11 protein-coding genes are annotated in these 12,441 nt (G+C 69.9%); 8 read left to right on the top strand and 3 right to left on the bottom strand.

Annotation, left to right across the window (positions count from 1 at the left end):
- Nucleotides 1-90: 90 nt before the first annotated feature.
- The 4 genes from yidC (at nt 91) to nudC (ending at nt 5,878) form a co-directional block, all read left to right on the top strand.
- Nucleotides 91-1,920 (top strand): membrane protein insertase YidC, encoded by a 1,830-nt coding sequence (gene yidC / locus PHN62_RS12905; protein ID WP_300151281.1) that lies wholly within the window; start codon nt 91-93, stop codon nt 1,918-1,920.
- 3 nt (nt 1,921-1,923) lie between these two features.
- The gene (yihA, locus tag PHN62_RS12900; protein WP_300151279.1) at nt 1,924-2,607 is read left to right on the top strand and encodes a ribosome biogenesis GTP-binding protein YihA/YsxC; all 684 of its coding nucleotides are present in this window, start codon (nt 1,924-1,926) and stop codon (nt 2,605-2,607) included.
- A 253-nt stretch (nt 2,608-2,860) separates the two neighbouring features.
- Entirely contained in the window at nt 2,861-4,849 is a 1,989-nt protein-coding gene (gene tkt, locus PHN62_RS12895) for a transketolase (RefSeq protein ID WP_300151277.1), read from the top strand.
- A 105-nt stretch (nt 4,850-4,954) separates the two neighbouring features.
- A complete protein-coding gene (nudC, locus tag PHN62_RS12890; protein ID WP_300151275.1) occupies nt 4,955-5,878 on the top strand; it encodes an NAD(+) diphosphatase in 924 nt (307 codons plus the stop codon).
- A gap of 22 nt (nt 5,879-5,900) precedes the next feature.
- On the opposite strand, the gene PHN62_RS12885 is transcribed toward nudC, so the two are convergent.
- On the bottom strand, nt 5,901-6,179 hold the full coding sequence (locus PHN62_RS12885) for an accessory factor UbiK family protein (RefSeq protein ID WP_300151273.1): 279 nt from the start codon (nt 6,177-6,179) through the stop codon (nt 5,901-5,903).
- 136 nt (nt 6,180-6,315) lie between these two features.
- Here PHN62_RS12885 and lgt point away from each other — a divergent pair, with 136 nt between their 5' ends.
- Both lgt and PHN62_RS12875 read left to right on the top strand, forming a co-directional pair.
- On the top strand, nt 6,316-7,200 hold the full coding sequence (lgt, locus tag PHN62_RS12880; protein ID WP_300151271.1) for a prolipoprotein diacylglyceryl transferase: 885 nt from the start codon (nt 6,316-6,318) through the stop codon (nt 7,198-7,200).
- Nucleotides 7,201-7,207: 7 nt separating this feature from the next.
- Complete coding sequence (locus PHN62_RS12875) at nt 7,208-8,275, top strand: SAM-dependent methyltransferase (protein WP_300151269.1); 1,068 nt, start codon at nt 7,208-7,210, stop codon at nt 8,273-8,275.
- On the opposite strand, the gene PHN62_RS12870 is transcribed toward PHN62_RS12875, so the two are convergent.
- Nucleotides 8,272-9,231, bottom strand: coding sequence for a metalloregulator ArsR/SmtB family transcription factor (locus PHN62_RS12870; RefSeq protein ID WP_300151267.1), 960 nt, complete (start codon nt 9,229-9,231; stop codon nt 8,272-8,274). The genes PHN62_RS12875 and PHN62_RS12870 overlap by 4 nt on opposite strands.
- A gap of 160 nt (nt 9,232-9,391) precedes the next feature.
- Between PHN62_RS12870 and PHN62_RS12865 the strand changes: the two genes are divergently transcribed.
- Nucleotides 9,392-10,156, top strand: a complete 765-nt coding sequence (locus PHN62_RS12865) for a VacJ family lipoprotein (RefSeq protein WP_300151339.1) — start codon at nt 9,392-9,394, stop codon at nt 10,154-10,156.
- Nucleotides 10,157-10,198: 42 nt separating this feature from the next.
- Complete coding sequence (locus tag PHN62_RS12860; protein ID WP_300151265.1) at nt 10,199-10,795, top strand: phospholipid-binding protein MlaC; 597 nt, start codon at nt 10,199-10,201, stop codon at nt 10,793-10,795.
- Between the two features lie 68 nt (nt 10,796-10,863).
- Here PHN62_RS12860 and PHN62_RS12855 read toward each other — a convergent pair whose 3' ends face one another.
- Nucleotides 10,864-12,384 (bottom strand): ATP-binding protein, encoded by a 1,521-nt coding sequence (locus PHN62_RS12855; RefSeq protein WP_300151263.1) that lies wholly within the window; start codon nt 12,382-12,384, stop codon nt 10,864-10,866.
- Nucleotides 12,385-12,441 lie beyond the last annotated feature (57 nt).

Genomic DNA, 12,441 nt, shown 5'->3' with positions numbered 1-12,441 from the left:
GCGCCCGCTTCAACCGCCACGCCGGAGAGGAGCGCCGCCGCTTCTCGCCGATGATTTCCGACAGGCCGCCGAGAGGTTCAGAGGCTCCGCATGGGCGACAACAAGAATTTCCTCCTCGCGATGCTGCTGAGCATGCTCGTGATCTTCGGCTGGGACTACTACTTCGTCGAGCCCCAGAGGCGCGAAGCCGAGATCGCCCGCCAGCTCGCCGAAGCCGAGACCCAGGCCCAGACGAGCGGAGCGCCCGGTCAGCTGGGCGCGGCGGGCGCGCCGGGAGGCTCCGTCGCGGGGCTGACGCCCGGGATCGTCGGACGGGCCCAGGCTCTGGGCGGCGCCGAGCGCGTCGCCATCGACACGCCCAGCGTCGACGGCTCGCTCTCGCTGACCGGCGGTCGCATCGACGATCTGCTGCTCAAGCGCTACCGCGAGACGATCCAGCCCGGCTCGCCCGAAGTCACCCTCCTGACGCCCCAGGGCGCCGACAACGCCTATTACGCCGCCTTCGGCTGGCTGGGCGGGACCAACGCCACCCCCGGACTCGACACGGTCTGGAGCCTGCGCGAGGGGCGGATCCTCTCGCCGGGCGCGCCGGTCGTGCTGGAGTGGGAGAACGGCGCGGGCCTGCGCTTCGAACGTCGCGTCGAGGTGGACGCCAACTACATGTTCACCGTCACCGACCGGGTGGAGAACCAGGGCGCGGCGCCGGTGGATCTGGCCTTCTACGGCCTGACGGCCCGCCATGGGGTGCCTCCGGGGCTGCAGAACTTCTTCATCCTGCATGAGGGGGCCATCGGCGGCTTCGACGGCGTGATCCAGCCGCGCGACTATAAAGACCTCGACAAGATGGAGCCCGCCGCCGGCCAGCCCGGCGTGCGCGCCGAGGAGTTCAAGGCCGCCTCGGACGCCTGGATCGGCTTCACGGACAAATACTGGATGGCCGCTCTGGCGACGCCTCCCGGCGAGGCCGCCGTCACCGCCTTCCGCCGCGCCGGAACCGACGCGGCGCCGGTCTATTCGGCCTATGTGCAGCGCCCGACGGTCAGCCTCGCGCCCGGCGCGACGCAGGAAGAGAAGATGATGCTCTTCGCCGGCGCCAAGCAGGCCGAGGTCATCAAGGATTATCAGGACCGCCTCGGGATCAAGAGCTTCTACGACTCCATCGACTGGGGCTGGTTCTTCTTCCTGACCAAACCCTTCTTCGCGCTGCTGAACGGCATCTACAAGGTGGTCGGCAACTTCGGCGTGGCGATCCTCATCCTGACCGTTCTGGTGAAGACGGTGGTCTTCCCGCTGGCCTACAAGTCCTACGCCTCGATGGCGCGGATGAAGAAGCTCCAGCCCCAGATGGAGGCGCTGCGCGAACGTCACAAGGACGATCCGCGCGCCATGCAGATGGGCATGATGGAGATGTACAAGCGCGAGAAGGTGAATCCCGCCTCGGGCTGTCTGCCGATCATCGTGCAGATTCCGATCTTCTTCGCGCTCTACAAGACGCTCTTCGTCACCATCGAGATGCGGCATGCGCCCTTCTTCGGCTGGATCCAGGATCTTTCGGCGCCCGATCCGACGAGCCTGTTCAACCTCTTCGGCCTGATCCCCTGGACGCCGCCGCTCTTCCTGCAGATCGGCGTCTGGCCGCTGATCATGGGCGTGACCATGTGGCTCCAGCAGCAGCTGAATCCGGCGCCGCCCGATCCGATCCAGAAGAAGATCTTCAACTGGATGCCGGTGCTCTTCACCTTCATGCTGGGCACCTTCCCGGCGGGCCTGGTGATCTACTGGACCTGGAACAACATCCTGACGATCATCCAGCAGTCGCTGATCATGAAGCGCTTCGGCGCGCGGATCGAGCTTCTGGACAACATCAAGGCCCTGTTCCGGCGCAAGCCCAAGGACTCCACGCCGGGCGCGGGGCGCTGAGCCATGGCCAGACCCGATCCCCAGAGCTTCTTCCAGCTTGATCCTCCGGTTTCTCCGGAGGATCTGGAGGCCGGGCGCGTGCTCTTCGCCCATGAATGCAAGTTCATGCTCAGCGTGGCGCATCTGGATCAGCTGCCGGAGCCCGATCCCGAGGCCCTGCGCACGGAGGTCTGTTTCGCCGGACGCTCCAACGTGGGCAAGTCCAGCCTCATCAACGCGCTGACCGGCCGCAAGATCCTCGCGCGGGCCTCCAACACGCCCGGACGCACCCAGCAGCTGAACTTCTTCGACCTCGGAGAAAAGGTCTGGCTGGTGGATCTGCCCGGCTACGGCTACGCCCAGGCGCCCAAGGATCTGGTGGACCGCTGGCAGAAGGTGCTGAAGGCCTATCTGCGGGGACGGCAATCCCTGCGGCGGGTCTTCGTGCTGATCGACTCGCGCCATGGCGTGAAGGCCGTGGATCACGAGATCCTCGACATGCTCGACAAGGCCGCCGTGAGCTTCCAGGTCGTGCTGACCAAGACCGACAAGATCTCCCGCACGGCGCTGGAGGAGGTCGCGGTCCAGGTCAGGGCGGAGCTCGGCCGTCATGCGACCTCCTATCCGGAAATCATCTCCACCTCCTCGGAGACGGGGAAGGGGCTGCCCGAATTGCGCGCGGCCATCGGAAAGCTGACCCGGGACTGACGGAGATCCGCCTGCGGGGCGCGCGGCCGCCGGGGCTTCCGGAGCCTTTCCCGATCCTGGGGGATCCCCGGAGGCTCCGGCTTCTTTCAGAGCGTTTTCCAGCGAAGCCGTTCGGCTTCGCGTCGCGAAGATGCGACCACGCAACAAGTCGGAGCTTTCGAACGACCCAACCCGGTCGGAGAACGCTCCGGGGCCGCGCAATTTCTCCGGAACCTCCGCAGGGTCTTCCGGATTGCGCTTCAGGGAGAGAACCATGGTTGCGACCCCCGCCTTGATGGCGAACGCCATCCGCTTCCTTGCGGCCGACGCCGTGGAGGCCGCCAATTCCGGACATCCGGGCATGCCCATGGGCATGGCCGACGTGGCGACGGTCCTGTTCACGCGGCACATCAAGCTTGATCCGGCGCGGCCCGACTGGCCCGACCGCGACCGCTTCGTGCTGTCGGCGGGCCATGGCTCGATGCTGCAATACGCCGTGCAGCATCTCCTCGGCTACGCCGACATGACGCTGGACCAGATCCGGAATTTCCGTCAGCTGGGGGCGATCACGGCGGGCCATCCGGAATACGGCCACGCCGAGGGAATCGAGACCACCACCGGCCCGCTCGGCCAGGGAATCGCGACGGCGGTCGGCCTCGCCCTCGGCGAGCGCATGATGAACGCCCGCTTCGGCGACGATCTCGTGGGGCATTTCACCTATGTGATCGCGGGCGACGGCTGCCTCATGGAGGGGATCAGCCATGAAGCCATCGACCTCGCGGGCCATCTGAAGCTCGGGCGGCTGATCGTGCTGTGGGACGACAACTCCATCTCCATCGACGGCGCGACGGATCTCTCCACCAGCACCGACCAGCGCACGCGCTTCGCCGCCGCCGGATGGGACGTGATCGAAGTCGACGGCCATGATCAGGACGCCGTGGACGCCGCTCTGGAGAGCGCCCGGGCCGCTCTCGACAAGCCGACCCTCGTCGCCTGCAAGACGGTGATCGGCAAGGGCGCCCCGACGAAATCCGGCACGGCGAAGGTCCACGGCTCGCCGCTGGGCGCCGAGGAGCTGGCGGGCGCCCGCAAGGCGCTCGGCTGGTCCTGGGGCCCCTTCGAGATCCCCGAGGAGGCGCTCAAGGCCTGGCGCGGCGCCGGCGAGCGCTCGCGCGCCGAGCGCGAAGCCTGGGAGAAGCGCCTCGCCGCCTCGCCGAAGAAGGCCGGGTTCGAGGCCGCCGTTTCGGGCGCGCTGCCTGCGGATTTCGGCGCGAAGCTCGGGGCCTACAAGGCCCTGCTGCTGGAGGAGAAGCCGAAGGTCGCCACCCGCAAGGCCTCCGAGATGGCCCTGACGGCGATCAACGCCGCCACTCCGCTGACCATCGGCGGCTCGGCGGATCTGACCGGCTCCAATCTGACGCTCACCAAGGGCATGGGCGAGGTGAAGCCCGGCGACTATGCGGGCCGCTACGTCTATTACGGCGTGCGCGAGCATGGGATGGCCGCCGCGATGAACGGTCTGGCGCTGCATGGCGGGTTCATTCCCTATGGCGGCACCTTCCTGGTCTTCGCGGGCTACATGGCGGGGGCGATGCGTCTGTCGGCCCTGATGGGGCTGCGGGTGATCTACGTGCTGACCCATGACTCCATCGGCCTCGGCGAGGACGGCCCGACCCATCAGCCGGTCGAGACCCTCGCCACGCTGCGGGCCCTGCCCAACATGCTGGTCTTCCGCCCCGCCGACGCCGTCGAGACCGCCGAGGCCTGGGAGATCGCGCTGGCGCAGAAGAACCGTCCTTCGGTTCTGGCGCTGTCGCGGCAGAATCTGCCCCTCCTGCGCGACGGCGCCGATGAGAACCTGACCGCGCGCGGCGGCTATGTGTTGCGCGAGGCCGAGGGCGGCGCCCGCGACGTCACGCTGATCGCCACGGGCTCCGAGGTCGAGATCGCCCTTGCGGGCGCCGCGAAGCTCGAGGCCGAGGGAATCCGGGCGGCGGTGGTCTCCATGCCCTCGCAGGAGCTCTTCGCGGAGCAGGACGAGGCCTGGCAGGCCAAGGTTCTGGGCTCGGCGCCGCGGGTGGCCGTCGAGGCCGCCGTGGAGTTCGGATGGTCGCGCTTCACCCAGGATTCGCGCAATTTCGTCGGGATGAAGGGCTTCGGCGCTTCGGCTCCGGCGGGGGCGCTCTACAAGCATTTCGGGATCGACGCGGATCATGTCGCGGCCCGGGCGAAAGAGGCCGTCGCCCGGCGCGCCCGCGCCTGAAACGCTTCCGGATGAAGGTCGCGCAGACGCGTCGGAAAATCTCCGGCGCGTCTTTTTCATTGCGGTTTCCTGTGTATGATCCGCGCCGCAACGCCGGAGGACAGCATGGCGGAGAGAGATTTCACGGGCGGGCTGACGGATCGGGCCGCCGAACTGCGCGCAAGCCCCGAGGCTCTGGAGCCGCTGCTCCGGGCGCCGGAGGCGCGGCTGATGGCGGCGCGGGGGGGCGATCCTCTGCTCTTCGGCGAGGCTCTGGCCTGGACGCCGCTCGCGCCGGAGATTCTGGCTCTGGCCGCCGAGCCGCCCACGCTCATGGGCCGCACGGAGTCCGGCGCGCCCCGCTTCGCGCTGGATCTGACCGGCGTCGAGGAGGTGCCGCCCGCTCTGGCGGCTCCGGCTCCGGCGGGGGCGGCGGCGGCCTTCGCGCCGCTCCGCGAGGCGGCGACGAAGATCGCGCCGGAGGATCTGGCGCTTGCGGGCTGCGCGCGGTCGCTCTTTCTCTGGCGCAACGACACCCGCCATTGCGCGCGCTGCGGCGGCGCGATGAAATCCTCTTCGGGGGGCTGGCGGCGCGATTGCCAGGCCTGCGGACATCAGAGCTTCCCGCGCACGGATCCTGTGGTCATCATGCTGGTGGAGCGCGGCGAACGCTGCCTTCTGGCGCGCCGGACGGGCGGAGCGCTCTGGGCTTCGGTTCTGGCGGGCTTCGTCGAGCCGGGCGAGACCGTCGAGGAGGCCGTGCGCCGCGAGGTGGCCGAGGAATCCGGCCAGCGCGTCGGGCGGGTGAGCTACGTGGCTTCGCAGCCCTGGCCCTTCGGCGGACAGCTCATGATCGGCTGTCTGGCCGAGAGCCTCGGCGACGCGCCGCTGAAGCTGGAGCTCGAAGAGCTGCGCGACGGAGTCTGGGCCACGCGGGCCGAGGTGGCCCGGGCCATCGCGGGACGCGGCTACCTCCAGATCCCGCCGAGCTTCAGCATCGCGCACAAGCTGCTGAAGCTCTGGTCCGAGGGGCGGATCGGCTTCCGCTGATCCGCGCCCTCCGGAAGAGCCCTCAGGAGGCGGCGTCGGCCGACGGAGTCTCGAGGGCGGCGAGCCGGGCCTCCAGCCGGGCGAGCCGGGCGGAGAGGGCGTCGTTCTCCTCGCGGGCCTTCTGGGCCATGTCGCGGACGGCCTCGAATTCTTCGCGGGTGACGAAGTCCATGCCGCTGACGAGCCCCTCCATCCGCGACTTGACGAAGCCCTGAGCCTCGTCCTTCACGCCCTGCGCGACGCTGGCCGCGCCGGTGACGATCCGCGAAAGGTCGTCGAAGAATTTCGAATTGGTCTGCATCGGTCTCTCCATGGCCCTGAGGCGCTTGCGCCTGATATGGCGCTTATGGAGAGGCGGAGCAAGGCCGCTCGCGGGCTGCTTGACGGAGCGGGCGGCGCCGCTCAGGATGCGCCCGCCGGAATCAGGAGACTCCATCATGCTCGCGCAATTGAATTTTCCCGAATGGAGTCCGTATCTTCTGCGCCTCGGCGGGTTCGGGGTCCGCTGGTACGCCCTGGCCTACATCGCGGGTCTGCTGATCGGCTGGCGCTATGTCTCGGCGCTGATGAACCGTCCGAAGCTCTGGCCGGGAGGCGCGGCGCCCATGGCTCCGCAGCGCGCCGAGGATCTGTTGCTCGCGATGGCTCTGGGGGTGATCCTGGGGGGTCGTCTCGGCTTCGTGCTGCTCTACAAGCCCGGCGAATATCTCGCGGCGCCCTGGACCATCCTCAAGACCTGGGAGGGCGGGATGTCCTTCCACGGAGGCCTGATCGGCGCGGTTCTGGCCATCTGGATCTTCGCGCGGCGGATCAAGGCCTCGCCCCTGTCTCTGGGCGACGCGGTGGCCTGCGCGACGCCCATCGGGATCTTCTTCGGGCGTCTGGCGAATTTCGTGAACGCCGAGCTCTACGGCCGCGAGACCTCCGCATCCTGGGGCATGAAGTTCCCGCTCTGGGACGACGCCCGGAACATGTGGATCTATCGCGGCGACGAGGTCGCCCGTCATCCGAGCCAGCTTTACGAGGCGGGGCTCGAAGGCCTGCTGCTGGGGCTGATCCTGCTCTTCGCCTGGAGGAGCGGCGCCTTGCGGCGTCCGGGGCTCTGCGCGGGGATCTTTCTGGCGGGCTATGGCGCGGCGCGGCTCTTCGTCGAGAATTTCCGGCAGATGGACTACTTCATGCCCGGAGAAGGCTACGCCCTGATCCTCGGGCCGCTGAAGCTGACCATGGGGCAGGTCTATTCTCTGCCCATGCTGCTGATCGGTCTGGGGCTGGTCGTCTTCGCCCTGCGGCGTCCGCCGCCGGCGTCCGCCTCCGCGTGAGGGGCGCGTGAGCCGGGCGCGGGAGGCGCTTCTGGCGCGTCTGCGGGCGGACGGGCCGATGAGCGTCGCGGAGTTCATGCGCTTCCGGCTGGCCGATCCCGAAACGGGCTATTACCTGACCGAAGAGCCCTTCGGCGCGGGCGGCGACTTCGTCACGGCGCCGGAGATCTCGCAGATGTTCGGCGAGATGCTCGGGCTCTGGCTGGCGCAGGTCTGGCTGGACCAGGGCGCGCCGGACCCCTTCCTGCTGGTCGAGATGGGGCCGGGACGCGGGACGCTCATGGCCGACGCCCTGCGCGCGGCGGGCCGGGTTCCCGGCTTCCTGAAGGCGGCGCGGCTCTGGCTGATCGAGATCTCGCCGAGGCTGCGCGGGATTCAGGCCGGGAAGCTGGCGGCCTTCGCCCCGGGCTTCGCCGCCGACCTCGCCGAGCTTCCGGCGGAAGGCCCCTTGCTGCTCCTCGCCAACGAACTCTTCGACGCCCTGCCGATCCGGCAGTTCCAGCGCGCCGGAGGAGTCTGGCGGGAAAGGCTGATCGGGCTCGCGCCGGAAGGCGACGCGCCGCGTTTCGGACTCGGGCCGCCCGTCGAGGCGGCGGGCGCCCCTGAGGAGGCTCCGGAGGGCGCGCTCTTCGAGGTCTCGCCGGAGAGCCTGCGTCTGGCGGCGCGGATCGGGGGGCGTCTGGCCCGGAGCGGCGGGGCGGCGCTCTGGATCGATTACGGCCATGCGGGCCCTGCGCTCGGCGACACGCTCCAGGCCCTGCGCCGACACGCCTTCGCGGATGTTCTGGACCTCGAAGGCCCCGCCGACCTCACCGCCCATGTGGATTTTTCGGCCCTGGGCGCGGCGTCGGCCGGAGGAGGGGCGCGGGTCTGGCCCTTGCGGACTCAAGGCGGGCTTCTGGAGTCTCTGGGGATCGGGGCGCGGGCCCCGGCTCTGGCGCGGAGCAATCCGGCGCGGGCCGAGCAGATCGCCGCCGACCGCCTGCGGCTGACCGCGCCCGACCAGATGGGGCGGCTCTTCAAGGCTCTGGCGCTGACGGGGCCGGGGGCGCCGCCTCCGCCGGGCTTCGGCTAAGTCTTCTCCGCCAGCCAGAAGGCGAGGGTCAGCCCGTCGCGGCGGGGCGGCCCGAGCTTGCGCGTCTCGATCAGCCTCAGGCCCGCCGCCGCGCAGAGCTCCGAGATTTCGGCGTCCGCGAATCCGAGCCGTCGATGGGCGTGCTTCTCGCGCAGCTCCTCCAGGGCGTGGGGGGCGAAATCGCCGATGAGCAGCCGACCGCCCGACGTCAGAACCCGCGCCGCCTCGGCCACGGCCCGGGGCGGGTCCGAGAGATAGCGCAAGACCTGATGGCAGATCGCGCCGTCGGCCGCGCCCGGCTCCTCCGGCAGATCGAGGATGTCCGCCTGACGCAATTCGCAATGCGGGAACTCCGGGCCCTGGAGCCGCGCCCGCGCATGCGCCAGCATGGGCGGATGCAGATCATAGCCCACCCCCCAGAGATAGCGGTCGGCGAAGATCTCCAGCATGCGGCCGTCGCCCGCGCCGAGGTCCAGGAAGCGCCGGAACCTCGCGCCCTGAGCGGGGCGCAGCAGCGCCCGCGCGACGGCTTCGGCCTCCTGAGCGGGCGCCTGGAGCTCCCGCAGGGAATCGCCCGCCCTGGCCCGCTCCTGGACATAGGCGGCGGCCTGTTCGGCGCGGCGACGGCGGATTCCCTCGAGTCCCGCGCGGTCGGCGGCGAGGGCGGCGTCCTCCGGAGCGCTGCGGGCGAGCAGGAAGCTCGCAAGATCCGCCCCGAATCCCTCCCGCGCGAGCCGGAAGAAGGCCCATGCGCCCTCGCGCCTGCGCTCGATCAGCCCCGCCTCGACGAGCAGCCGCAGATGCCGACTCACGCGGGGTTGGCTCTGGCCGAGGATCTGGGTCAATTCCGCGACCGCCAGTTCTCCATGCGCCAGAAGCGCGAGAATCCGCAGGCGGGTCTCCTCGCCTGCGCCCCGCAGAGCCGTCAGCATGTGGTCCAGATCGCGCGCCCTCATGGCGGGGCTTATGGCGCCCCGCGCCCTCTGCGGCAAGACCGCCGCAGATTTCGGGAACTTGATGCGGCGCAACAGGAAAAGCCTTCCGCGCTCTGGCGATGCGGGGCCGGGAGGCCTATTTTAGACCGGAAGAGAGACGGGAAGGAGACGTGCTTTGTCCATGCGGAAGGCGGCGATTGTTCTGGCGGCGACGGCGGGCCTGACGGCCTGCGCTTCGGGCGGCGCCCGGACGGAGGGAGCGACCGCGGCGGGAGACGGCCTGATCGCCGATCCCTTCGAGCCGGCGAACCGCGCCGTCCACGGGTTCAACAAGGCCGCCGACCGCTTCGCCCTGCGCCCGGCGGCTCAGGTCTACGACGCCGCGACTCCGGCTCTGGTCAAGCATCTGGCGGGCAACGCCGTGGGGCATCTCGCGGTTCCCGCCCAGGCGGTGCAGGGCGTCCTGCGGGGCGATCTGCGCAGCGCGGCGACCTCCGTCGGGCGTTTCGCGGTGAACACGGTGGTCGGAGCGGGCGGGCTGCTCGATCCGGCGACCGAAGTCGGGCTTCCCGCCCAGCCGGAGGACTTCGGCCGGACCCTGGCCTCCTGGGGCGTGGGCGAGGGGCCTTATGTGGAGCTTCCCCTTCTCGGACCCTCCACGGCGCGCGACGCGGTGGGGCGTCTGGGCGGCGTGGCGCTGGATCCGGTCTCCTGGGCCGCTCCGGCGGCGCATGCGGAGTGGGTTCCGCCTGCGGCCTCCGTGACCGGAGCCGTGGACTGGCGCGCGCAGAACATGGCCACGGTGGACACGGCGCTCTACGGCTCGGCGGACAGCTACGCCATCGCCAAGAGCGTCTGGCTGCAGCAACGCCGCGCGCTGATCGCGGGCGGCGATCCCACGGCGGCGCCGTCCGCGCCGGACATCTACGAGGACGAGCCTTTCTGAAGAAGGCCCCTTTCCCTCGACCAGTCTTAAGGAATCCTGACGATGACGACCCTCCTCCGCTCCACGGCCCTGGCCCTGGCTCTGGCCCTCGGGGCTCCCGCGGCGGCCTTCGCCGTGGACGTGCAGACCGCCCGGACCCTGGTGCAGGACACCGCCAGCCGCGTGATCGCGATCGTCGGCGACGGCAGCGTCGCGGGCGAAGAGGCGCAGATGCGCGCCATCCTGACCCAATACGCCGACGTGCGCCAGATCGCGGGCTTCGCGCTCGGCCGCTACTCGCGCGACATGCCCGAGGCCCGGCGCGAGGAATATGTGGACCTCTTCACGAATTACGTGCTGCGCTGGTTCACCGACCGCTTCACCGGCTACAACGGCGAGATGCTGTCCATCGTGGGCGCGACCGACCTGGGCGACCGGGGCGTGGTGGTGAACACCCAGATCAACCGGCCCGGAACGGCGCCGGTCAACGTGCAGTGGAGCGTCAGCGACCGCTCGGGTTCGCCCAAGGTGGCGGATCTGGTGATCGAGGGCGCGTCTCTGGCCCAGACCCAGCGCAGCGAATTCGTGGCGATGATCGAGGCCCGCGGCGGCGACATGAACGCCTTCCTCAGCGACCTGCGCGCCCGCGCCGGACGCTGAAGCGCGGCGCTTCGCCTGAGGACGAGACAGGAAAGGGGCTCCTTCGGGGGCCCTTTTTCAGGTGCGGATCACACCGCCGCCGAGACGGCGCTGGGCGCTTCGGGGGCGCGGCGGGTCACGACGACGCTCGCGGGGAGTTCGAGGCTCGCGCGTCCTCCGCCCGGAGCGTCGGCGTCGATGGCCACGTCTCCGCCATGCAGCCGCATCAGCCGCCGCGAGATCGGCAGCCCCAGCCCCAGCCCCGTCTGCTTGTCGCGGACATAGGCGTTCTGCTCGCTGGAGAAGCTTTCGAAGAGCTTCTCGACGTCGCGCCCGACGAATCCCGCGCCGGAATCCTCCACCACGAAGGCCACGCCCCCGGCCGGCCGGTCGAGGAACCAGATCCGCACCGCGCCGCCCTCCGGCGAAGCCTTGATGGCGTTGTCCACCAGATTCAGCAGCGCCTGCTTCACGAGCCGTCCGTCCACCCTCAGGGTGTCGGCCAGAGAGACCGGCCGGTCCGCCAGCTCCAGACGCACCCCGCGCGCGCTGGCCTTGGCCTCGCCGAGCACCCGCGCCGCCCGCAGAAGCTCGCTCGCATGGATGAGCGAGGGATGGATCTCCATCCGGCCCTGCTGGAGCCGCGTCAGATCGAGGATGTCGTTGATGATCCCGAGCAGATGTTCGCCCGCCTCGTGGATGTCGTTGGCGTAGTCGCGGTAGAGCGGCTGCGAGACCTCGCCCATCATCTCGTCCTTGATGATCGAGGCGAAGCCGATCACCGCGTTGAGCGGCGTGCGCAATTCGTGGCTCATCATGGCGAGGAAGCGCGATTTGGCCTCGTCGGCGCGGTGGAGCTCGCGCATGCGGGTGGCCAGGGTGGCGTCGCGGCGGCGGACCTCCTCGGCGAGGTGGTCGTAGGCGTGGATCACCGGGCCGAATTCGGCGGGCGGAGGCCGCTCCATGCGCAGGGGCGCGGGCGGCGCGGCGCGGCGCGAGGCCTCGATGGCCGCCCCGAGCGCCTCCAGAGGCCGCGTCACCAGCCGCCGCACGAGCAGATGCGTCATCAGCAGCGCCGCCGCGAGGGTCATCAGCAGCAGGGGCAGCTTCGAGCGGGCCTGAGCGATCAGCGCCTGAGTGAAGTTCGGCGCCCGCCAGACCATTTCGAGTTCGCCCACCCTGCGGGGCGCGTTCTGGACCATGCGCAGGATCGGCGTGCGCTTGATCACCAGCTCGCCCTCGTCGAGGGCGGCCCCCTCCTTCGCCGCGCGCGAGAGCAGGAGCTCGCCGTCATGGCGGAAGACGCGCACGCTCACGACTCCGCTTTCGAAGGCGGCGTCTCCGATGGCGCCGATCATGGCGTGGTTCTCGTTCCAGACGGGCTGCGACAGAGCCCCCGCCATGCTGCGCGCGAGCTGCGAACGCAGGGCGCGCTGGGTCTCGGCGCTGGCTCCGGCCTCGCGCCACGCCGAAACGCCCGCGAAGCCCAGAAAGGCGGCGCAGATCGAGGCCGACAGGCCAAGGGCCAGCCGCGTCGAGAAGCGGGCGCCCAGAGGATGCGGGGCGGCGGGGAGCGGATCGGCCGCAGGGTCAGGCATTTCAGCGTCCATGAATTGCGCCTGCCTCAGTGAGGGCCCATCTGGTGTTTTTTTCCTTAACATGCGGCC

It is taken from the genome of Neomegalonema sp., assembly GCF_028688855.1.
Lineage (GTDB): Bacteria > Pseudomonadota > Alphaproteobacteria > Rhodobacterales > Rhodobacteraceae > Neomegalonema.
The sequence above is the reverse complement of the archived record's forward strand: the minus strand, read 5'-3'. Positions and strand labels throughout refer to the sequence as shown.